Origin of the sequence: Rhodophyticola sp. CCM32, assembly GCF_004751985.1 — a bacterium.
Taxonomy (GTDB): Bacteria; Pseudomonadota; Alphaproteobacteria; order Rhodobacterales; family Rhodobacteraceae; genus Rhodophyticola.
Window position 1 is genome coordinate 3,313,307 of the sequence record NZ_CP038492.1, and the last position, 20,457, is coordinate 3,333,763.

The 20,457-nt window shown below is 59.5% G+C and carries 23 protein-coding genes; 13 read left to right on the forward strand and 10 right to left on the reverse strand.

The window, feature by feature from the left end:
* Positions 1 to 14: 14 nt before the first annotated feature.
* Both nusA and rimP read right to left on the reverse strand, forming a co-directional pair.
* Positions 15 to 1,652: a transcription termination factor NusA gene (gene nusA, locus E2K80_RS16155; protein ID WP_135375931.1), complete on the reverse strand. Its 1,638-nt coding sequence runs from the start codon at positions 1,650 to 1,652 to the stop codon at positions 15 to 17.
* Between the two features lie 4 nt (positions 1,653 to 1,656).
* Positions 1,657 to 2,232, reverse strand: coding sequence for a ribosome maturation factor RimP (rimP, locus tag E2K80_RS16160; RefSeq protein ID WP_135375932.1), 576 nt, complete (start codon positions 2,230 to 2,232; stop codon positions 1,657 to 1,659).
* 214 nt (positions 2,233 to 2,446) lie between these two features.
* Here rimP and E2K80_RS16165 point away from each other — a divergent pair, with 214 nt between their 5' ends.
* The 3 genes from E2K80_RS16165 to E2K80_RS19345 all read left to right on the forward strand — a co-directional run bounded on the left by E2K80_RS16165 (position 2,447) and on the right by E2K80_RS19345 (position 3,817).
* The gene (locus tag E2K80_RS16165) at positions 2,447 to 2,794 is read left to right on the forward strand and encodes a hypothetical protein (protein ID WP_145988599.1); all 348 of its coding nucleotides are present in this window, start codon (positions 2,447 to 2,449) and stop codon (positions 2,792 to 2,794) included.
* 86 nt (positions 2,795 to 2,880) lie between these two features.
* Positions 2,881 to 3,225 carry a helix-turn-helix domain-containing protein gene (locus E2K80_RS19340; RefSeq protein WP_210405400.1) on the forward strand — a complete coding sequence of 115 codons (345 nt, stop codon included), beginning with the start codon at positions 2,881 to 2,883 and terminating at the stop codon, positions 3,223 to 3,225.
* 40 nt (positions 3,226 to 3,265) lie between these two features.
* Positions 3,266 to 3,817, forward strand: a complete 552-nt coding sequence (locus tag E2K80_RS19345) for an IS630 family transposase (protein WP_238475735.1) — start codon at positions 3,266 to 3,268, stop codon at positions 3,815 to 3,817.
* Positions 3,818 to 4,116: 299 nt separating this feature from the next.
* Here E2K80_RS19345 and E2K80_RS16175 read toward each other — a convergent pair whose 3' ends face one another.
* Positions 4,117 to 4,380, reverse strand: coding sequence for an I78 family peptidase inhibitor (locus E2K80_RS16175; protein ID WP_168193223.1), 264 nt, complete (start codon positions 4,378 to 4,380; stop codon positions 4,117 to 4,119).
* A 94-nt stretch (positions 4,381 to 4,474) separates the two neighbouring features.
* On the opposite strand from E2K80_RS16175, the gene E2K80_RS16180 reads away from it, so the two are divergent.
* The 3 genes from E2K80_RS16180 (at position 4,475) to E2K80_RS16190 (ending at position 6,894) form a co-directional block, all read left to right on the forward strand.
* Positions 4,475 to 5,587, forward strand: coding sequence for an S-(hydroxymethyl)glutathione dehydrogenase/class III alcohol dehydrogenase (locus E2K80_RS16180; RefSeq protein ID WP_135375935.1), 1,113 nt, complete (start codon positions 4,475 to 4,477; stop codon positions 5,585 to 5,587).
* Positions 5,584 to 6,090, forward strand: a complete 507-nt coding sequence (locus E2K80_RS16185) for a GNAT family N-acetyltransferase (protein ID WP_210405401.1) — start codon at positions 5,584 to 5,586, stop codon at positions 6,088 to 6,090. Before E2K80_RS16180 ends, E2K80_RS16185 begins: the two co-directional genes overlap by 4 nt.
* A 90-nt stretch (positions 6,091 to 6,180) precedes the next feature.
* Complete coding sequence (locus E2K80_RS16190) at positions 6,181 to 6,894, forward strand: NYN domain-containing protein (protein ID WP_135375936.1); 714 nt, start codon at positions 6,181 to 6,183, stop codon at positions 6,892 to 6,894.
* On the opposite strand, the gene E2K80_RS16195 is transcribed toward E2K80_RS16190, so the two are convergent.
* Positions 6,895 to 7,512 carry a TetR/AcrR family transcriptional regulator gene (locus tag E2K80_RS16195; RefSeq protein WP_135375937.1) on the reverse strand — a complete coding sequence of 206 codons (618 nt, stop codon included), beginning with the start codon at positions 7,510 to 7,512 and terminating at the stop codon, positions 6,895 to 6,897.
* A gap of 45 nt (positions 7,513 to 7,557) precedes the next feature.
* Entirely contained in the window at positions 7,558 to 7,818 is a 261-nt protein-coding gene (locus tag E2K80_RS19205; RefSeq protein WP_135375938.1) for a hypothetical protein, read from the reverse strand.
* 79 nt (positions 7,819 to 7,897) lie between these two features.
* On the opposite strand from E2K80_RS19205, the gene E2K80_RS16205 reads away from it, so the two are divergent.
* The 4 genes from E2K80_RS16205 to E2K80_RS16220 all read left to right on the forward strand — a co-directional run bounded on the left by E2K80_RS16205 (position 7,898) and on the right by E2K80_RS16220 (position 11,294).
* Positions 7,898 to 8,845 carry an AEC family transporter gene (locus tag E2K80_RS16205; protein ID WP_135375939.1) on the forward strand — a complete coding sequence of 316 codons (948 nt, stop codon included), beginning with the start codon at positions 7,898 to 7,900 and terminating at the stop codon, positions 8,843 to 8,845.
* Between the two features lie 75 nt (positions 8,846 to 8,920).
* Positions 8,921 to 9,760 carry an S-formylglutathione hydrolase gene (gene fghA / locus E2K80_RS16210; RefSeq protein ID WP_135375940.1) on the forward strand — a complete coding sequence of 280 codons (840 nt, stop codon included), beginning with the start codon at positions 8,921 to 8,923 and terminating at the stop codon, positions 9,758 to 9,760.
* Positions 9,757 to 10,380: an HAD family hydrolase gene (locus E2K80_RS16215; RefSeq protein ID WP_135375941.1), complete on the forward strand. Its 624-nt coding sequence runs from the start codon at positions 9,757 to 9,759 to the stop codon at positions 10,378 to 10,380. Before fghA ends, E2K80_RS16215 begins: the two co-directional genes overlap by 4 nt.
* The gene (locus E2K80_RS16220; RefSeq protein ID WP_135375942.1) at positions 10,377 to 11,294 is read left to right on the forward strand and encodes an ornithine cyclodeaminase family protein; all 918 of its coding nucleotides are present in this window, start codon (positions 10,377 to 10,379) and stop codon (positions 11,292 to 11,294) included. The genes E2K80_RS16215 and E2K80_RS16220 overlap by 4 nt, the downstream gene beginning before the upstream one ends.
* A 274-nt stretch (positions 11,295 to 11,568) precedes the next feature.
* Here E2K80_RS16220 and E2K80_RS16225 read toward each other — a convergent pair whose 3' ends face one another.
* Positions 11,569 to 12,822: an MFS transporter gene (locus tag E2K80_RS16225; RefSeq protein WP_135375943.1), complete on the reverse strand. Its 1,254-nt coding sequence runs from the start codon at positions 12,820 to 12,822 to the stop codon at positions 11,569 to 11,571.
* A 156-nt stretch (positions 12,823 to 12,978) separates the two neighbouring features.
* On the opposite strand from E2K80_RS16225, the gene zapE reads away from it, so the two are divergent.
* A complete protein-coding gene (gene zapE / locus E2K80_RS16230; protein WP_135375944.1) occupies positions 12,979 to 14,052 on the forward strand; it encodes a cell division protein ZapE in 1,074 nt (357 codons plus the stop codon).
* An 11-nt stretch (positions 14,053 to 14,063) separates the two neighbouring features.
* Here the strand turns inward: zapE and E2K80_RS16235 are convergent, their stop codons facing one another.
* The 4 genes from E2K80_RS16235 to E2K80_RS16250 form a co-directional block, all read right to left on the reverse strand.
* Entirely contained in the window at positions 14,064 to 14,636 is a 573-nt protein-coding gene (locus E2K80_RS16235; RefSeq protein ID WP_210405402.1) for a hypothetical protein, read from the reverse strand.
* A gap of 3 nt (positions 14,637 to 14,639) precedes the next feature.
* A complete protein-coding gene (locus E2K80_RS16240) occupies positions 14,640 to 15,878 on the reverse strand; it encodes a bifunctional folylpolyglutamate synthase/dihydrofolate synthase (RefSeq protein ID WP_168193266.1) in 1,239 nt (412 codons plus the stop codon).
* A gap of 32 nt (positions 15,879 to 15,910) precedes the next feature.
* A complete protein-coding gene (accD, locus tag E2K80_RS16245) occupies positions 15,911 to 16,891 on the reverse strand; it encodes an acetyl-CoA carboxylase, carboxyltransferase subunit beta (protein WP_135375946.1) in 981 nt (326 codons plus the stop codon).
* 77 nt (positions 16,892 to 16,968) lie between these two features.
* Positions 16,969 to 17,850, reverse strand: coding sequence for a CPBP family intramembrane glutamic endopeptidase (locus tag E2K80_RS16250; RefSeq protein ID WP_135375947.1), 882 nt, complete (start codon positions 17,848 to 17,850; stop codon positions 16,969 to 16,971).
* Positions 17,851 to 17,985: 135 nt separating this feature from the next.
* On the opposite strand from E2K80_RS16250, the gene ilvD reads away from it, so the two are divergent.
* Positions 17,986 to 19,719, forward strand: a complete 1,734-nt coding sequence (ilvD, locus tag E2K80_RS16255; protein WP_135375948.1) for a dihydroxy-acid dehydratase — start codon at positions 17,986 to 17,988, stop codon at positions 19,717 to 19,719.
* Positions 19,700 to 20,455, forward strand: a complete 756-nt coding sequence (locus E2K80_RS16260; RefSeq protein ID WP_135375949.1) for a hypothetical protein — start codon at positions 19,700 to 19,702, stop codon at positions 20,453 to 20,455. The genes ilvD and E2K80_RS16260 overlap by 20 nt, the downstream gene beginning before the upstream one ends.
* Positions 20,456 to 20,457 lie beyond the last annotated feature (2 nt).

A 20,457-nucleotide genomic window follows, 5' to 3' on the forward strand; every position in this document is an offset into this window, starting at 1 on the left:
TCCGAGGCCTGCGATCAGGCCCCGGCCTCCTCGGTTTCGCCTTCGGCTTCGGCGCGCGCGGCCTCGGCTTCGGCGGCGGCACGTTCTTCCAGTTCCTCAATCGTTACCCAGCCCAGTTGCAGGCGCGCGGTCATAACCATGTTCTGTGCTTCCTCAAGGCTGACATCGAAGCTTTCCAGAACGCCATCATCCTTGACACGTTCCCCGTCAACGGTGGTCCAGCCGCCCGCAAGCTCCCAATCGGCGCAGGTGGCGAAATCGTCAAGCGTTTTCACACCATCTTCGCCAAGGGCCACCAGCATCTGGGGTGTCAGCCCCTCAAAATCAATGAGGCTTTGTTCAACACCCATCTCTTTCGCCGCTTCCAGCGCCTTCTTGTTCTGTTCGTCCAGATAATCGCGGGCGCGGGCCTGAAGCTCACCTGCGGTGGCTTCATCCACGCCGTCGATGACCAGCAGTTCATCCTGTTCCACATAGGCGACCTCTTCCAGCGAGGTGAAACCTTCGGAAACCAGAAGCTGGGCAAAGAACTCGTCCAGATCAAGCGTGTCCATGAACACTTTGGTGCGCTCGGTAAACTCGGCCTGACGGCGGGCGCTTTCCTCTTCCTCGGTCAGAATGTCGATATCCAGACCGGTCAGCTGACTGGCCAGGCGCACATTCTGACCCCGGCGGCCAATCGCCAGCGACAGTTGTTCGTCGGGCACCACCACCTCGATCCGTTCGGCATCTTCGTCCAGAACCACCTTGGTGACCTCGGCGGGCTGAAGCGCGTTCACCAGGAAGGTCGGCGCATCCTCGTTCCACGGGATGATGTCGATTTTCTCGCCCTGAAGCTCATTGACCACCGCCTGCACACGAGAGCCCCGCATCCCCACGCAGGCGCCCACGGGATCAATCGAATTGTCATAGGAAATCACCGCAATTTTTGCACGGCTGCCCGGGTCGCGGGCGACGGCCTTGATCTCGATGATATTGTCGTAAATCTCGGGCACTTCCATCTTGAACAGCTCGGCCATGAATTCCGGCGCGGTGCGGCTGAGGAATATCTGCGGCCCCCGGGTCTCGCGGCGCACATCCTTGATATAGCAGCGAATCCGGTCATTCGGGCGATAGCTTTCGCGGCCGATTTTCTCGTTCCGGCGCAACACGCCTTCGCCCCGGCCGATATCGACGATGACATTGCCGTATTCCTCGCGTTTGACCACACCGTTGATGATGGTGCCCGCGCGGTCCTGAAACTCCTCGAACTGGCGGTCGCGTTCGGCCTCACGCACTTTCTGCAGGATCACCTGCTTGGCCGATTGCGCGGCAATCCGGCCCATTTCCACCGGCGGCACCTCATCAATCAGCATATCGCCGATCTCGGCATCTTCCTTATAGGGTTTCGCCTGTTCGACGGTCAGCTCGGCCTTTTCATTCTCGATCTCGTCATCGGCCACAACCGTGCGGACCCGGGTGAAGGTCGCCTTGCCGGTTTTCCGGTCGATCGACACGCGAATATCAAGCTCGGACCCGTAGCGGCTTTTGGCGGCCCGGGCGAGGCTTTCTTCCATCGCTTCGACCACCAGTTCCGGGTCGATCATCTTTTCGCGCGCCACGGCCTCGGCGGTTTGCAGAAGCTCCAGCTGGTTTGCTGATGTAATTGCCATCGGTCTAGTCCTCCGCCTTTTGGGCTTCTTCGGTTTCTATCTCGTCAAATTTGGTTTCGTCGATGATGCCCGCCGCCTTGCGCTGGCGCAGCATCTCGGTGATCAGCTCATCGGTCAGAACCAGCTTTGCATCGCTCAGCCAGTCGAAATTGAGACCAATGGTGCCCTCATCCAGATTGATCAGCACCTCATCGCCTTCAATGCCTGCCAGCACACCCTTGAAGCGGCGGCGGCCGTCAATCATCTCGGTTGTCTCGATCTTGGCGTCATAGCCTTCCCAGGTGTCGAAATCCTTCAACCGGGTCAGGGGCCGGTCGATGCCGGGGCTGGACACTTCCAGCGTATAGGCATCCTCCAGCGGGTCTTCCACATCCAGCGTGGCGCTGATCGCGGTGGAGATCCGGGCGCAGTCATCCACCTCGATCCCGCCTTCGGGACGTTCGGCCATAATCTGCAACGTGTTGGTTTTGCCGCCCATCAGCCGGATGCGCACCAGTTCAAACCCCATGTCTTCGATGACAGGGGTCAGAATTTCCGCCATCCGGCGGTCGATGGATGTTTTGGCGACAAGGTCAGACATGGTGCGTCCAGGCACAAAAAAACGGGCGCGCGGCCCGTGTGATTTCTCTCCGGTGGAGCATCGGGGGTGGAGGCCGACACGCCGCTGTTGAAGCGGATATAGGGGGAATCGGAGGGGGGTGCAATCCCCTTGGAACATGAGGGCGCAGCGATCACAGTTGATCGGATCATTTCTTACGAAGTAAAGTGTTGGCAACGAACAATAAGAGCAGACCATGAATCCTGAAATCGTGCGAATGCTTCTGGACGAAGTACCCAGTCCACTTCGTGTCGGAAGAGTGAGCAGTGTTGTCAGAAATACTCTTGAGGCTCGGTCAGATTGGGTTTGGCTCAGCAAGGAAACACTGGTTAAGCAGCTTGTCAAACACCCCGAGATCAAACTCACTGATTACGAAAATCTCGAATGGGCCCTGGCCACAACGAACATCATTAGAGATACACGCCCGAACAGGTTGCATCTGATTGCCGACCTTCATCGAGACAAACCATCGTCTTTAAAGCTGACGATCAAAAATGCCCGAAACTCCGAACGGCTGTTCCTAATTAGAGCGTTTTGCGCCTGATCGGATTCGGGATTCCCATTTTGCCTGAAGCGTGATTCTTTGTTTGGAAACAAACAAAGGCGGTGGCTATGGGCAAACCTCATCCAATGGAACTTCGACAGCGCGTTGTTGCGCATGTTGAAGCAGGCAACACATATCATTCGGCGGCGGCGCGGTTCGACGTTTCGGTTAAGTTCGTCAATGACATGGTAAAACTGAAGCGCGAGGCTGGATCGCTTGCGCCGAAACGTCAGGGCAATCCGGGCATCGGCAAACTGACACCGCACGAAGATTGGGTGCGCGCGCAAGTGGCAACCAAGGGCGAGATCACGCTTGATGAGATGGCGGCGCGTTTGCTGGCAGAGCGTGGCGTGTCCGTCGATCCCAGCTCGGTCTGGCGGCTTTTCCATCGGCTTGGCCTGACACAGAAAAAAAGACATCCAAGCGTTTGAACAGAAACGGGCCAAAGTTGCCCGCCAGAGGCATATCTGGATCACGCATCGCCAGCCCTTCATGGCGCATATGGTTGAGCGCATTGGCTTTTTGGATGAGACATGGTTGAAAACCAACATGGCCAAGACGACGGGCTGGGCTCCGCGCGGTCAGAGGCTGGTCGATCATGCTCCATTCGGTCACTGGCGCACCCAAACATTTGTCGCGGCATTGCGCCATAACCGGCTGGACGCGCCTTGGGTCATTGATGGCACCATGAACCGCGTCACTTTCGAGACCTATGTCGAAACCCAACTCGCTCCGACCCTGAGCAAAGGGGACGTGATCATCCTGGACAACCTGTCCAGTCATAAAAGCGCACGGGCCGCTGAGATGATGCGTGATGTCGGCGCGTGGTTCTTGTTCTTGCCGCCATACTCGCCGGACCTGAACCCGATTGAGATGGCATTGTCAAAGCTCAAGACGCTGATCCGAAAGGCTGTCGCCCGTACCTACGAAGACCTTTGGAGCGCTGTCGGACACGTCTGCAATCTCTTCACCGAAGAGGAATGCTTCAACTTCTTCAAAGCCGCAGGATATGAAACCGATTAAACGCAAAACGCTCTAGCGCTCATTGGCTGCGTCCTCGGACGGTGAGGAGGCTAAAGCAAAGGGCACCAGATTTGCCCCTTAAATGGTAAGGCCCCCCAACAGGTGGGAGGCCAGCCCAAGGAGGGGCCTGCTAAGCACCCCCAATCAACGCCCGAATTGCTTCGGTGTCACGGTCAGCAGATATTTCACCGTATCCCTTGGGTAAAGTATATATAGCATGTATATGTTATTAAGTAAAGGAATCCAAAGGCTTATGTAACTTATTGAAAGGACTCGCAAAAGTCAGCAGCGCTAACTGCTCACCCGCACTCAACCCGGGTGATGATGTCGTCATCCCCATAAATCACGTTCAGCCGCTGCGGGTTGTAATCCATCGTCACCGCATCATTCGGCCCGATCACCCGCATTGGGGCCCGGAAGATCGTGACGGCCAGGATATCAAGGTGTTCTCCGATCAGGCTGTGCCAGCCGGATGCGCCACAGGCGTCATTCGTGGCCAGATCGGGGCTGTCCCCATCGCCACCATCGTCCTGACAGGCGGCAAGCGCGATCAGGGGGATCATGAAAAGAGTAGCTCGCATCTGCATAACTCCATTGAATTGTATCACAGATTGGCAGAGGCTCCGCGCAATGCAAGACCCAAGGGGAGGAATACGCATGCGCACCCGTGCCGCTGTCGCGATCGAGGCTGGAAAACCGCTGGAGATTATGGAGGTGAACCTTGATGGCCCGAAAGCGGGTGAGGTTCTGGTCGAGATCAAGGCCACGGGTATTTGCCATACGGATGAATTTACCCTCTCGGGTGCGGATCCTGAAGGTCTGTTCCCTGCGATTCTGGGCCATGAAGGCGCAGGCGTGGTGTTGGAGGTCGGCGCCGGTGTCACATCGCTTGAACCCGGCGATCATGTCATCCCGCTTTACACCGCCGAATGCCGGGAATGCGAATATTGCCTGCATCCGAAAACCAATCTCTGCCAGTCGGTGCGTGCGACACAAGGCCAGGGCGTGATGCCCGATGGCACATCGCGGTTCAGCATGCTGGATGGCACGCCGATCCTGCATTACATGGGCTGTTCCACCTTCTCGAACCACACGGTTCTGCCCGAGGTCTCGCTGGCCAGGGTCCGCAAGGACGCGCCGTTCGACAAGATCTGCTATATCGGTTGTGGCGTGACCACGGGGATCGGCGCGGTGATCTACACCGCCAAGGTCGAGATCGGCAGCCGCGCGATTGTGTTCGGGCTGGGCGGGATCGGCCTGAACGTGATCCAGGGGCTGCGTCTTGCAGGTGCGGATCAGATTGTGGGCGTTGATATCAATGCGTCGAAAGTGCCGATGGCCACCAAATTCGGCATGACCGATTTTGTGAACCCGGCCGAGGTGAGCGGGGATCTGGTTGGCCATCTGGTGGAACTGACCGGCGGTGGCGCCGATTACACATTCGATGCAACCGGCAATGTGCAGGTCATGCGGACAGCGCTGGAAGCCTGCCATAAGGGATGGGGCGAATCGATCATCATCGGCGTGGCGCCCGCCGGGGCCGAGATCAGCACCCGGCCCTTCCAGCTGGTCACCGGGCGCAGCTGGCGCGGCACGGCTTTCGGTGGCGCGCGCGGGCGGACGGATGTGCCCGGCATTGTCGATTGGTATATGGATGGCAAGATCGAGATTGACCCGATGATCACCCACAGATTGACACTGGATGAGATCAACAAGGGCTTCGACCTGATGCATGCAGGTGAATCGATCCGATCCGTGGTGGTCTATTGACGCTGATCATCCGGCCCTGCAAGGACACAGATAAACAGGCTCTATGGCGCATATTAGAGCCTGTTTTCAGGGCGGGCGATACCTATACGATCGACCCTGATGTGTCAGAAACCGATGCGATTGCCTATTGGTGCGGCCCGACCCATCAGACCTTCATTGCCGAGGATGAAACCGGCCCGCTGGGCACTTATTTCATCTGCCCCAATCAGGGTGGCGGCGGGGCGCATGTGTGCAATTGCGGCTATGTCACGGCGACGCAGTCCCGTGGCAAGGGCATTGCCCGCGCCATGCTGGCCCATTCCCTTGATCTGGCGCCGCGGCTTGGCTATCGCGCGATGCAGTATAATTTCGTGGTGTCGACCAATACCCGCGCCATCGCGATCTGGGAGCAGGCCGGGTTTGACATAATCGGGCGCCTGCCCGGGGCCTTCCACCACCCGGCCCGGGGTTATGTGGATGCGCTTGTCATGTTCAAAACGCTTGGTGCAGGGTCGTCGATATGAGGTCTTGCAGCCGCGCTATACGCCTTTGCCTTGTGCCTGCGCGCGCATCGGCGCACAAGAAGGCCTGAGATAACCCCGAGATATACGCCCATGGCCACTGATACCCCCCTGCTTGCCGTTCTGATTGACGCCGACAACACGTCTTACAAACATACAAAGGCGATTTTCGACGAGATCGCCGGGTTTGGAGAGGCCAGCGTGCGGCGCATCTACGGAGATTTCTCCTCCAGTCATATGAAGGGCTGGTCAGCCGTGCAGGCGGAATTCGGGATTGTACCGCATCACCAGCCCGCCAACACCGTTGGCAAAAACGCAAGCGACATTGCGCTGGTGATCGACGCGATGGACCTGATGCATTCAGCCCGGTTTGATGGTTTTGTGCTGGTCAGTTCTGACAGCGATTTTACCCGGCTCGCCAGCCGCATTCGCGAACAGGGTCTGGATGTTTACGGGATCGGTGCACAGAAAACGCCCGATGCGTTCCGCAAGGCCTGCAAGCGGTTCATCTTTGTCGAGAACCTGCTGGGTGAACCGGAGAAAACGGCAACGCCCGATACCGGGCAGCCCAAAAGCAAAGCGATGAGCGAAGCCCGCGATCTGATTTTGCAAGCGATGGAGAGCATCGACCAGGAAGATGACTGGTATTCACTTGGTGTGATCGGTCAATACATCACCGCCGCAAACCCCGATTTCGACACCCGCACCTATGGCAAACGCAAGTTGAGCAATCTTGTTGAAAGCCTGAAAATCCTGGAGGTCAAACGCGGCAATGGCAATCAATTGCTGGTCCGCCGACTGGATTGATCAGGGCCGCGCATAGCGGGCCATGAATGTCTTCACGGCCTCGATTGCAACCTCGTTGATCTGCGCGGCGGTCGGCTCTGGGCAGACACCCATCAGGCGCTGCAACAACAGATCGGTCCTGCAAAGCTGCATGAACGTATCTGCGGCCTGGGCCGGATCGTCGATATCCAGCATCTCACGCGCCTTGTCGCTTTGCATAAAGTCGGACATTTGCGCCATCGCGGCGCAGGGGCCGGTTTCGTAAAAGGCGCGGCCCAGTTCCGGGAACCGCTTGGCCTCGCCCACGCAGACCCGAAAGATTGCCAGACCATCCTCTGACAGGATGAAAGACAGCATGCTGGTCGCGATATGATGCAGGGCTTCGGCCACGGGAAGCTGCCGGGTCTCGATATCCATCGAAGACTGTTTCTGGGTGTCGCACTGAACCTGCAACACGGCGAGGAACAGCTGCTGCTTGTCGGGGAAATAGCTGTAAAGCGTGGCTTTGGAGACACCGGCATCGCGGGCGATCACATCCACGCTGGCCCCTTCAAAGCCTTCCCGCATGAAGACCGCGCGTGCGCCTTCAATCACCTGATCGTATTTGCGACCCTTCTTTATCTGGGTTTCTGCGTTCATGTTAGCTCCGTCCACCAGAAGGAAGTGTAGACTGTTCTGTTTAACTCAATCAAGGGGGCCTGTTGTCGCCAGGCCAATGGAAAAAGGGCGAAGGCACCCGTTCAGACACCTTCGCCCCTGACCGGCAACACGCACGATCACTTGCGCCTCCGCCCCGGCGAGTGAAGCCTGAGCGGGTGTTTCATTCGCCGGGAACACCGAAAGAAACTGGCACTGAACAGCAGGTTTGAGCCGTTTCGTCTGGGAGAACATCGGCATATTGTTGCTGCTCAATACAGGAACTAAACCGTTCAGTCCGGTTTTCAAGGCGCCACACGTAAAGCTCACATATTCTTGTGAAAGACGGATGCTGGACAGATGTAAGCCAATCGACTAGCCCGCTGATATGGTCGAAATCTTTCTGAAAACCTTGCCATTCTTTGCGCTGATCGGGCTGGGTTTCCAGGCCGGTCGCACCGGGTTTTTCACGCCCGAGGCCACGGCTTACCTGACCAAATTCGTGTTTTACTTTGCCTTGTCCGCGATGTTGTTCCGGTTTGCGGCCAACCTGTCCCTGGCCGAGATTTTCGATTGGTGGTTTGTGGCGGCCTATCTGTGGGGCTGTTTTACCGTCTATCTGATTGCCACTGCCGTCGCCTTGTTCCGAAGGCGCGGGATTGAGGAAGCGGCGGTCGAGGCACAATGCGCCGTGATCGGAAATACCGGGTTTCTGGGCGTGCCGATGCTGGTGGTGCTGCTGGGGCCGGGCGCGGCGGGGCCGATCCTGCTGGTTCTGGCCCTTGATCTTGTGGTGTTTTCCAGCCTGATCGTAATTCTGATCACCGGCAGCAGGGATGGCCGGATGTCGCTTGGCATCTTGAAAACCGTGGGTCTGGGCCTTTTGAAAAACCCGATGATCGTCTCGATGACGCTTGGCCTGCTGTGGTCCGCCACAGGATGGGCGGTGCCGGGCCCGGTGAATGAATTTCTGGCGATACTTGGCGCGGCAGCAACGCCCGGTGCGCTGTTCGCGATCGGTGCCTCACTGGCCGGAAAATCCGCCGAACGGATGACCATCGCCAGCTGGCTGACCTTCTGCAAGCTGGTTCTGCACCCTGCGGCTGTGGCATTTGCCGCGCTGGTGCTGTTCCCCGTGGCGCTTTTCGATGCGGCGGTGATGATTGCGGCGGCATCGCTGCCGGTGGCGGGCAATGTCTATATCCTGGCGCAGCATTACGGGGTCGCACCGCACCGGGTTTCGGCCTCGATCCTGATTTCCACCGCGATCAGCATTGTCACCGTGTCTGTGGTGATTGCATGGCTGACCGGATTGGCGGGGATTTCAGCGGGCTAACCGCTGGACGCTATCGCGTGGTCACGCTACCCCTAGGGTCAGACTTCAGAGCCGTGAAAACGGAGAAAGGCGCCTATGGACACTGTTTCGGAAAACCGCTGTTTCGGGGGGACGCAGGGCGTCTATACCCATACGTCGCGCGCCACGGGGACGGAAATGACATTTGGCCTGTTTCTGCCGGCCGAGGCTGCGGATGGGCCGGTTCCGTTGTTGTGGTTCCTGTCTGGCCTGACCTGCACCCACGAAAATGCAATGACAAAGGCGGGTGCACAGGCCTGGGCGGCTGATCAGGGTATTGCGCTGGTCTTTCCCGATACCTCGCCCCGGGGCGCTGCTGTGGCCGATGAGGATGCTTTCGATCTGGGGCAGGGGGCGGGGTTCTATGTCAACGCCACGCAAGACCCCTGGGCCGAACATTTTCAGATGTGGGATTATATCAGCGATGAACTGCCCCGCGCCCTGTTCAAACGTTTCGCGCTTGATGAGGCGCGGCAGGGCATCACCGGCCATTCCATGGGGGGTCATGGCGCGTTGACCATCGCGATGCGCTTTCCGGGCCGCTTTGCCTCGGTCTCGGCTTTTGCGCCGATCTGCAACCCGATGGAAAGCGATTGGGGCCAAAAGCAATTCAAAGCCTATCTTGGAGATAACACCGCCCTGTGGGAACCACATGATGCAAGCTTTCTGATGCGGGAACAAGGGTTTGCCGGCCCCGTTCTGATTGACACGGGCACGGCAGACCCGTTTGGCGATTTGCTGAAAACCGAGGCGCTGGCCGCCGCTATCGCCACCCGGCGTCAGCCCGCCACGGTGAGATTGCAGCCCGGATATGACCACAGCTATTTCTTCATCTCCAGCTTCATGGAAGATCACGTCGCCTTCCATGCAGAGGCCATGTACGGGGTTGTGGAATGACGATCGAAGCGGTGATTTTCGACATCGGCAATGTGCTGCTCGAATGGCAGCCAGAGCGGTTTTATGATGCCGAGATTGGCGAGACCCGCCGCCGCGCCCTGTTCGATGCGGTGGATCTGTATGGCATGAATGAACGGCTTGACCTGGGGGAGGGCTTTCGCGACGTGATTTATGAAACCGCCGATGCCTACCCGCAGTTCCGCGCCGAAATCCGCATGTGGCATGACCGCTGGATCGATCTGGCACAGCCGGTGATCCCGCATTCGGTGAAGCTGCTGCGCGCGTTGCGGGCCCGGGGTATTCCGGTTTTCACCCTGACGAATTTCGGGGCTGAAAGCTATGCCTATGCGCAGACCCAGTTCGATTTCCTCAATGAATTCGATCAGGAATATGTCTCGGGCCGGATGCGGATGATCAAACCCAATGCGCAAGTCTATCAGATGGTCGAGGATCAGTCAGGGATCGCGCCCGGGCACCTGCTGTTTGCCGATGACCGCGCCGATAACATCGCTGCCGCCGGGGCAAGGGGGTGGCAAATCCATCTGTTCACAGTACCGCAGGGTTTGGCCGATACGCTGATAGGTCATGATCTGCTAACCCCGGAGGAGGCTGCCGCATGACCCCGCAATTCATCGGTGCTGATGCGGATCGTGCCCTTGACTGGCGCGGGCTGGGCCGGGCGATTGCCGACGGCCATCACCTGCCCCGGGCGGAGATTACCGACAGTTTCCTCTATCGCGGGGAAGATACGGTTCTGTCCCGCGCGGCCTGGATTGACGGGCTGGGCCTGCTGGTGAAAACCGCCACGATCTTTCCCGGCAATACGGCAGAGGGGCGGCCCGTGATCGGCGGCAGTGTGTCTTTGTTTGACGATGACCATGGCACTCTGGCCGCGATTCTTGATTTTCATCTGGTCACCAAATGGAAAACCGCAGGCGACAGTGCCTTTGCCGCCAGCCTGCTGGCCCGGCCTGACAGCCGGCGGATTCTGATTGTGGGCGCGGGTACGGTTGGCCGGTCGCTGCATGCGGCCTACAGCGCCTATTTCCCGGATGCCGCCTTTACCATATGGAACCGCAGCCCCGAGGGCGCGGCCCGCTTCGCCACGGATTGCCCCGGCACCGAAATCGCTCCCGATCTGGCCGATGCGGTGGCCGGAACCGATATCATCACCACGGCGACGATGACGCCTGAGCCGATTATCAGGGGTGACTGGCTGCGCCCCGGCCAGCATCTGGACCTGATTGGCGCCTATCGCCCGGATATGCGCGAAGCGGATGATACGGCCCTGACCCGCGCGCGCCTGTTTGTCGACAGCCGCGAGACCACCATCGCCCATATCGGGGAGTTGAAAGACCCGATTGCGCGCGGTGTAATCTCCCCCAGTGACGTGATCGCGGATTTCTACGATCTTGGCAGTGGTGCATTTGCCCGCCAAAGCGAGGATGAAATCACGCTGTTCAAAAATGGCGGCGGTGCGCATCTGGACCTGATGACCAGTGCCTATATTCTGCAACAGGCTGGCGGCGCGTGATCTGGCAGGCGCCAAACCGCAACCTGTATTATAGCTTCGGTATGAAATCCTGAACCAACCCGCAGCATCTTCCCGCCCGGCGGCACCGCCGGGCAGCGTCTGAGCCGACCCCATGGGGCGGGCGCTGTCCTCCGCGCTATGCATATAAGTTGCAGAAATTTAAAGCACCCTGCCTGAAACTTGAATCACAAATACCCTGCCACGCTTCGCGTTCCCGGGACATTTGTGATGCGCGATGTCTCAGGTTTAAGGCAGCATGCTGTAGTACGATACTCTAAACGGTGATTTCACATGTCATGCGATCTTTCAGCGGGCTTTCTTTCACCGGCAGATGTACCGCCGCAGACAACGCGCCCACGGCCACGCCGACCCACCAGACAGCGGTGTAATCGCCATAGATATCGTATAGCCAGCCGCCCAGCCATACGCCCAGAAAACTGCCAAGCTGATGGCTGAAAAACACGATCCCGTACACGGTGCCCATATAGCGCAACCCGTAGATATAGCCGACCAGCCCTGAGGTCAGCGGGACGGTCGCCAGCCAGAGAGAGCCCATGACAACCGAAAAGACAATGACGCTGAGCGGCGTTATCGGGACCAGGATAAACACCGCAGCGGCCAGTGTTCTGCCCACATAGATCCCGGCCAGCAGATATTTCTTCGGAAAGCGTTTGCCCAGATATCCGGCATAGATCGTACCGGCGATATTCGCCACACCGATCAGCGAGATCGAGACAGCGCCAAGCGCCGATGTGCTTGTGATGCCGATAGTATGCAGCATCGACCCGGGCGTGATTGGCCCGCACAACTCGGTCACGAAGGCGGGGAAATGGGCGGTGATAAAGCCAAGCTGATACCCGCAGGAAAAGAAGCCCACAAAGATCAGTGTGAAAGACGGGTCGCGAAACGTGTTGCCCAGAATCTCGCCCATGCTTTCCTCAAGCTCCGTCTTTCTGGCGGGTTTCGGGGCGCGCAGCATCGGCAAGGCGAAAAGCGCGGCAAGGATCATGCCCGCGAAAACCAGAAACACGGTTTGCCAGGGCATAAACGCCATCAGCCCTTCGGCCAGGGGCGGGCCGACGATCTGTCCGGCGGAACCGGCGGCGGTGACAATGCCCAAAGCCATGGAGCGGTGTTCATCTGACGCCGCGCGCCCCACAAGCGCCAGGATCACCCCGAACCCGGTGCCCGCAATGCCGAACCCCACAAGGATTTCAAGAAGCTGATGCTGCCCCGGCGTGGTCGCATAAGCCGAAAACACCAGCCCGGCGGCGTAAAGAACCGCGCCCAGAATGATGGCTTTGCGGTCTCCGAATTTCTCGGCAATCGCGCCGAAAACCGGCTGTCCGACACCCCAGGCCAGATTCTGGATGGCGATGGCAAGGGAAAACTCGGCCCTGAGCCAGCCGAACTCCCCCGCGATCGGAATCTGGAACACGCCAAATGTGGACCGGATGGCAAAGCAGATCAGAATGATCGCGCAGCCACCGATCAGGACCGGTGTGAACAAAGGGGCACGGCTGTGCATCTGAAATGCTCCCTATCAGGTTTGCCGAGGATTGCGGATAGGCGTGAACAGGTCAAATCAGGTGTCCTGATGCAGGCGTTCAGTATCTGTGACGAATCTGCGCATCCTCTTGTTTTCACTGGTCGCGCCGGGCCGGTTCGGGCTAAGCCCTGCCCTATGGGGCAGCACCTGACGGCCATATATGACACGCGGATTGCCGAAGGGCTGTTGCGCCCTGATCCGAAGCAGCGCGAAGTGCTGCACAGGATGGAGCCATTGCGCGAGCGGCTGGAAGCGCCGAAAAAGGCCTCTTTGTTCAGCCGGTTCCGCAAACCGGCGGATCAGGGGCCCATGGGTCTGTATCTCTGGGGCGGGGTCGGGCGCGGCAAATCCATGTTGATGGACATGTTTTTCGCCCATGTGGCGATTGCCGAAAAGCGCCGGGTGCATTTCCATGCCTTCATGCAGGAGATTCAAAGCGCATTGCATGAGGTGCGGAAAACCGGGGTGGATGATGCGATCAAACCGGTGGCCGAGGCAATCTCAAACGATCTGCGCCTGCTGTGCTTTGACGAGATGCAGATCACCGATATTGCCGATGCGATGATTGTCGGGCGGTTGTTTGAAAAGCTGTTCGAGGCCGGTGTTGTCGTGATCACAACCTCGAACCGGCCGCCATCGGATCTTTACAAGGATGGGCTGAACCGTCCGTTATTCCTGCCATTCATCGACCTGCTGGAGAAAAATCTTGAGGTGGATGAACTGGATGCGATGACCGATTACCGGCAGGATCGTCTGGCGGGGGAGAAGACCTATTTCACCCCTGCAAACGCCAGGGCGCGGAAGGCCATTGATCTGCTTTGGCAGGATCTGACCCAGGGCAAACAGGAAGAACTGGTGCTAGAGGTGAAGGGCCGCAAGGTGCATCTGCCCGGCTATTGGTCGGGCATGGCCCGGGTCGGGTTTTGGGACCTGTGCGGAAAACCCCTGGGCCCGGCGGATTATCTGGCGCTGGTGGGTGCGGTCAAACTGCTGATACTTGAGGATGTCCCCAAGCTGGACAGCTCGAAATTCAACGAGGCGAAGCGTTTCGTCACCCTGATCGACGCGCTTTATGAGGGGCATGTGCGGCTGATCATCTCTGCGGATGCAGAGCCGGAACAGCTTTATCTCGACGGGTCAGGCAGTTTCGAGTTTGAGCGGACGGCCAGCCGGTTGCGCGAAATGCAGGGCGTGGACTGGGGGGATTGAGGCGATTGACCTCACATTCTGGAAACCCCGCCCGGCGGGACTGCCGAAACAGTATCTGAGCCGCCTCTGCCCCAACTCAAAGACATGGTGGCCTCACAAGGTATATCCAATCCTTCAGGATGGGCCTGAAGGGGCGTGTTGGGGTCGATGGATGACATGTTGATATAGGTGTTGTCGATGCAGACATCCTGCGCATAATCACCGCCATTGAAGCCAAATCCGCCCGCCCCGCAATCATTCGCACGCCCATTGGCATTCCACGCCTGATAGCTGTTTTCTGACCGGATACCACCCATGGGGAAGGCAAGCGTATCGGTGTCGAATGACAGGGTCCATGTGGTGGCCGGCAGACGGTCGGCAAGGCTCCATGACCCGATGGGTATCCCGTCATGGAAGCCATAGATCGCAAAATAGGTGACATCGCGTTCGGTGATCAGGCCGGTATTCAGCAGCGCATCGGGAAACCTGATCGTGCCGCGCATGGTATAGCCCGCGCCACCGATCCAGCAGAATTGAAACTTGGCGGCCTGTACGGGTGTGGCGAGTGCCAGAACAACAAGGGTTGAGATCAGCATATGGGACATGGGTTAGCCGTTTTCCTGAAGGACCAGGCCGGCCAGATAAAGCGAGCCGCAGATCAGAACCCGCGCATGGGGGTCTTTGGCAAGGATCGTGGTCAATGCCCCGGCGACATCGTGGGCCTCTTCCGCCGGAAGGCCGACGGATTGTGCGGCCGCAACCGTATCTGCGGCGGGCAATGTGGCGGTCTGGCCCGCGATGGTGACACCATGCAGGCTTTGCGCATGGTCCGCCAGAAGCGCCAAGAAACCCGCCACATCCTTGGTGTTCATCATCCCGCAGATCAGATGGGTGGGCCGGGCGGGCAGATGTGACAGGGTTTCCGCAATGGCATGCGCCGCATGGGGGTTGTGCCCGCCATCCAGCCAAAGCTCGGCCCCCGGCGCCATGTCGATCAGCGGGCCGTGACGCAGGCGCTGCATCCGTGCGGGCCATTGGACGTTTTCAACTGCGGCCTCACAGGCGGCTTCGCCATGCCCAAGATGGCGCAAAGCGGCCAGCGCCGCCCCGGCATTGCGAACCTGATGCGCCCCGATCAGGCGCGGCAGGGGCAGATCAAGAAGGCCGGTTTCATCCTGATACACCATGCGCCCGTGTTCTTCCCACACATGCCAGTGCTGGCCACAGGCAAACAGAGGTGCCCCAAGCCTGGCGGCCCGTGCCTCAATCACCTCAAGGGCTGCGTCTTCCTGCGGGCCGACAATGCAGGGCACGCCGCGTTTCAGAATCCCCGCTTTTTCCATGGCAATCTCGGGCAGCGTATCGCCAAGGAAATGCTGATGATCCAGCGCAACCGGGGTGATCACCGTCAGCGCGGGCGTATCGACCACATTGGTTGCGTCAAACCGGCCGCCAAGGCCGACCTCAAGCAATGTATAATCCGCGGGCGTTTCGGCAAAGGCGTAGAGGGCGGCGGCGGTGGTGATCTCGAAATAGGTGATCGTGTCCGCGCCATTGGCCTTCAGACATATGTCTAATATGCGTGACAGGCTCTGTTCACCGATCAGATCACCCGCCACGCGAACGCGTTCATGGAACCGGGTCAGATGGGGCGAGGTATAGGCATGAACGCTTAGCCCGGCCCCTTCCAGCCCGGCGCGGATCATCGCCTGGGTGGAGCCTTTGCCATTCGTGCCGGCAATATGGATCACCGGCGGCAGGCGACGTTCGGGATGGTCAAGCGCGGCCAGGATGTGCTGCATCCGGTCAAGGGTCAGGTCGATGATCTTGGGATGAAGCGACATCATCCGCTTAAGCAGGATGTCGGAATTTCCGCCGCTCACGATGTTTTCGGGGCCTCTTCCGCCACCGGGTTTTCCGGCGCGGGCGCGGGCGCGGGTTTGGGCGGCGGCGGTGGTGCGGCTTTGGTGGCCACCGTATCAGGGGCGGGCAGGTCACCGCGCACGGCCGGGCCTTGACCGGTCAGCATCCGGATGATGGTGATCAGTTCATCGCGCATCTGTTTGCGATGGGTCACCCGGTCAAGCATGCCGTGATCCAGCAGATATTCCGATCTCTGGAACCCTTCGGGCAGGGTTTCACGAATCGTCTGTTCGATGACACGCGGGCCCGCAAAACAGATCAACGCATTTGGCTCGGCGATATGAACATCCCCAAGCATCGCGTAAGAGGCCGTGACCCCGCCGGTGGTCGGATGCGTCAGGACCACGATATAGGGCAACCCGGCCTCGCGCAGCATCTCAACCGCAACGGTGGTGCGGGGCATCTGCATCAGGCTGAGAATACCCTCCTGCATCCGCGCGCCGCCTGCGGCGGAAAACAGGACAAGCGGCAATTTGCGTTTCACGGCACGATCAGCGGCGGCAATGATCGCATTGCCCACATACATGCCCATCGACCCGCCCATGAACGAGAAATCCTGCGCCGCTGCGACAAGTCTGGTGCGCCCGACCTCGCCTTCGGCCACCAGCATCGCCTCGGCCTCTCCGGTCGATTTCTGAGAGGCCTTCATCCGGTCGGTATAGCGTTTCTGATCCCGGAACTGGAGCGGGTCAGACAGCGGTTCCTTCACCGAAATCTCGGTGAAAACACCATTGTCGAACAGGGCCAGAAACCGGTCACGCGGCGTGATCGCCATATGGTGATTGCAAGTGGTGCAGACATTCAGGTTTTCGGCCAGTTCCCGATGGAACAGCATCGTCCCGCATGCATCGCATTTGGTCCACAGATTCTCGGGCATCTCGCGACGGGAGAAGATCGAGTTGATCCGGGGGCGGACGTAATTGGTGATCCAGTTCATGGGCGGTCCGGTTCTTGCCGATTGCTCTGGCCCAGATATGCCGGGCGGACGGGAATTGCAAACATTGGTGGCGTCGCTCAGCGGGTCAGCACAAAGCGGATCATCAGCCATGTGATGGCGGTGAGACCCATGTCGCGCAGGATCAGCGGGCGCAGGATTTCCGCCGCCTCCGGGCCGATGGTGGTGGTGTAAAGCGCCAGCCCCGAAAGCGGGCCATCAAGCGCCACCAGCAGCATGGCAAAAAGATTATTGGCGAAATGAAACCCCCAGGCGGCGCCGATACTGCCGGTTCTGGCGGTCAGATCCGCCGCGAACAGCCCGAAAAGGCCCGTGGCCGCCACAACCAGCCAGGCATTATCGCCCAGTGTAACAGGGTCGAAATGGGCGATGGCAAAAAGGGCGGAGGGCAGCAGCATCCAGATCAGCGGGGAGGTGAAACGCGCGGCCAGTTGCTGTTGCAGATAGCCACGGAACAAAACCTCCTCGGCCCCGGTCTGGATCAGGACACCGACAAGGGCCAGAGGCAGAAATGACAGCCACAGCGTTGGCATCAGGTTGGCCTCGATCTCGATATCGGTCGGGATCAGAGTGGACAGGCCAAAAACCACGATGGCGATCATCGCTGCGATCAGGAATTGCCTGAGAAGCTTGGAATACGGGCCAAGAAGGCTGCCAAACGGGCGATGGTGAAGAAACCAGGCCGCCACGATTGGGCCAAGCGCCATGCCGGGGAAAGTGGCCAGAACCAGAAGCGCACCGGTGGGGCTTGTCGCCTGCCCCATGCGCACCAACCAGGCCTGCGCCCCGTCCAGCCCGCTGGTCAGCGCCAGGGTCGCCAGAACCAGAAGAAACCAGATGATATAGACCGCAGCCGCCACAACCAGCCCGACCAGCAGTCGCCATAGCTGGGGAAATGCGCGGGCGGGCGCAACAAAGCCATCCATTTCCGGATACTGCATCGTGTTACTCTGCCTCGGTTTGTTTTATGCAATCATAACCCGGTCGGGCCCTATGGGGCAATCACGCTTGTGCGGCCCTGTCTGCGCGTCTATTCCGAGGGCAAGCCACGCATTGATCGAAGGGAGGCCTCACCCATGCTGAAAGGCAAGACGGATAAATCGAAGCTGCCAAGCCGCCATGTGACCGAAGGGCCCGCGCGGGCACCGCACCGGTCGTATTTCTATGCGATGGGGTTGAGTGATGAGGAAATTCATCAACCGTTTGTGGGGGTTGCCACCTGCTGGAACGAGGCCGCACCCTGCAATATCGCGCTGAACCGGCAGGCGCAGGCGGTGAAGCTGGGTGTGAAACACGGCAATGGCACCCCGCGGGAGTTCACCACGATCACGGTGACCGACGGGATTGCCATGGGCCATGAGGGCATGCGCTCTTCGCTGGCGTCGCGGGATGCGATTGCCGACACGGTCGAGCTGACTATGCGCGGGCATTGTTATGATGCGCTTGTGGGTCTGGCGGGCTGCGACAAATCCCTGCCCGGCATGATGATGGCCATGGTGCGGCTGAACACGCCATCGGTTTTCATCTATGGCGGGTCCATTCTGCCCGGTCGGCTGGATGGCAAGGATGTGACCGTGCAGGATGTGTTCGAGGCTGTGGGTCAGCATCAGGCAGGCAATCTCAGCGATGATGCCCTGCGCACGTTGGAGCGGGTCGCCTGCCCCTCGGCAGGGGCCTGTGGCGGGCAGTTCACCGCGAACACCATGGCCTGCGTCAGCGAGGCTATCGGTCTGGCCCTGCCGAACAGTTCCGGCGCGCCCGCCCCGTATGAAAGCCGGGATCAATATGGCGTCGCCTCGGGCCAGGCGGTGATGAAACTGGTCGAACAGAACATCCGCGCCCGGGATATCGTGACCCTGAAAAGCCTTGAGAACGCAGCGCGGGTTGTGGCCTGCACCGGGGGGTCGACCAATGCGGGGCTGCATCTGCCCGCGATCGCCCATGAGGCGGGGCTTGAGTTCGATCTGTTCGATGTCTGCGACATCTTCAAGGACACGCCCTATTTCGTCGATCTGAAACCCGGCGGGCAATATGTGGCCAAAGACCTTTATGAGGTGGGCGGCGTGCCGGTGGTGATGAAGGAATTGCGCAAGGCCGGTCTGATCCACGAGAATTGCATGACCGCGACCGGCAAAACCATGGGCGAGGAGCTTGACCTGATCACCCGGGAGGCGGATGGCAAGGTGATCTACCCGGTTGATGCGCCGCTGACCGCCACCGGCGGTGTTGTGGGCCTCAAGGGCAATCTGGCGCCCGATGGGGCGATTGTGAAAGTGGCGGGCATCCCGTCGCAATTGCAGATTTTCGAAGGCCCGGCGCGGGTGTTCGAATGCGAGGAAGACGCGTTTGAAGCGGTGCAGAAGCGCGATTACAAAGAAGGCGAGGTTCTGGTGATCCGCAATGAAGGTCCGGCAGGCGGGCCCGGCATGCGCGAGATGCTGGCCACGACCAGCGCAATCTCGGGCCAGGGCATGGGCAAGAAAGTGGCCCTGATCACCGATGGCCGGTTTTCCGGTGCGACGCGCGGGTTCTGCGTGGGGCATGTGGGCCCCGAAGCGGCCCATGGCGGCCCGATCGGCATGCTGAAAGACGGGGACATCATCACCATTGACGCGATCAAGGGGGAGATCAGCGTGGCGCTGAGCGAGGAGGAGCTTGCCGCGCGGAAGGCTGAATGGACCGGCCCGCGCGAGACGATTTATGCCACCGGTGCGCTGTGGAAATACGCGCAACTGGTCGGCTCTGCCCGGTTCGGCGCGGTCACCCATCCCGGCGGCAATGAGGAGAAACATGTCTATATGGACATCTAAACCCTATCTGCTGGCCGGAGCTTTGGCGCTATCGGGCTGTGGCGGTCTGGGGCCCTATATCGGGGAAACGACCAGCCCGGCCCCCGGCCAGGTGGCGGTGACCAGTGATAGGGTGGTGGTCACCGGGCCGGACGGGTTTTGTGTCGATCCGACCGCCACCCGTGACAGCGGGGTCACGGCATTTGTTCTGATGGGCAATTGCGCGGCGATTTCCAATTCGCGCCGTGCACCGCAGCCGATTATGCCCGCGGTGCTGACCGCCTCGATTTCAGAGCCATCCGACGGTGGCAGCCTGCGCGACTCGATCCCGGAACTGGATGCGTTCTTCCGCTCGGACGAAGGGCTGGGGTTGCTGAGCCGAAGCCAGGATCCGGCCACGGTGACGATTCTGGACAGTTTTCATCAGGGTGACATCTATTTTCTGCATGCGCGTGACAGCAGTGAAGGCTCTGTTGAAGGTGTCGGCGCGGATTACTGGCGGGCCTATATGGATGTGGATGCGCGGATCGCAACCTTAAGCGTTCTGGCCCCCGATGGTCAGGAGATGAGCGAAGAGGCAAGCCTGACAACCCTGCGCAATTTTGCCAGTGCGATTACGGCAGCCAATAGCGGTGACGGTACATTTGTTGCGGACCCCATAGCCCCGCTGCCGCCGCCGATGCCGGTCACAACACCCCGACCGCAACCTTCCGGCGCGCTCTGGAATGTGGGGCTGTTTCGGCGGATACTTGGCTGATG